This is a genomic window from Oleiphilus sp. HI0125 (assembly GCF_001635355.1).
This window is the reverse complement of record NZ_LWGF01001052.1, coordinates 1-870: the sequence shown is the minus strand read 5'-3', so window position 1 is coordinate 870 and position 870 is coordinate 1. Positions and strand designations below refer to the sequence as shown.

At 48.0% G+C, this 870-nt stretch carries 3 protein-coding genes; all 3 read right to left on the bottom strand.

What is annotated here, in order from left to right; translation table 11 throughout:
• Positions 1-264, bottom strand: a 264-nt coding sequence (locus tag A3762_RS18015; protein ID WP_068756963.1) for a CrcB family protein, incomplete at its 3' end; no start/stop codon positions are given.
• Between the two features lie 44 nt (positions 265-308).
• Positions 309-545, bottom strand: a complete 237-nt coding sequence (locus A3762_RS18010; RefSeq protein ID WP_255375051.1) for a cysteine-rich CWC family protein — start codon at positions 543-545, stop codon at positions 309-311.
• A partial coding sequence (locus A3762_RS18005; protein ID WP_068756961.1) for an asparaginase domain-containing protein occupies positions 538-870 on the bottom strand: 333 nt, incomplete at its 5' end. The genes A3762_RS18005 and A3762_RS18010, both read right to left, overlap by 8 nt.

Here is an 870-nt window from a genome sequence, read left to right as displayed (position 1 = left end):
AATGAAAGCCCACACCTCTAGAGAGAACGCGGAAAAGGTCGTGAAAGCACCAAGGCCTCCCGCCATAATGACAGGTTTCAAGTCTGGGTGAATAATAGCTTTTTCGACAATCGCAACATAAGCGACTCCCATCAAAAACGACCCAACCACATTGACGGAAAGAGTCGCCCAAGGGAAAAAACGCTGGCCGACAAGAAGAGTGACACCGAAACGTAACAGTGCGCCAACTGCGCCTGCTATGGCAACGCCAATAAGCACTTTCATTTCCCTGAACCTCCCTTCTTGATTGTAGACGCAGTGTACCGACCTTATTCGGTGATTACACTATTGCCTTCAACAACTTTCTTATCTTTTAAGCACTGGTTGCAATAACAAGACAAGTGCTGAGCACCCGACACTGACTCAGCGTTCACTGAATCCAAATCAAAACCACCTTCAGGTAGGCACCAACATCTCACTTGCAAAAGATTCGATTCCGCGTCCAGCGCAGCCATACCGCATTTGTTTTCGTTACCGCAAGACGGGCAAACAGCTTTATTATTCACTCGTACTTTCAAAACGTTGCGCTGCGCGATTCTTTTTCACCACATCAGGCGTAAATACTTGGCCCGTCATTGCGATGAAAATACCGCTTTCCTTGCTTTGTAGCGCACCTAACGCCACACCAACGTTAAAGAGACCATCGCTATCAAGAAAACGTGCTGGACGCATAGCTCCCGTAAAAACAATCGTTTTTCCAGGCATATCACCAAGCGCCTGAGCACTGTCGACCATCGTGTCTGTACCATGTGTCACAAGCACTTTGTCACATTCAAGACTTTCTATGCACGCCTTCAGCGCCGCGCGGTCGACGTCCGTTAACTCTAAACT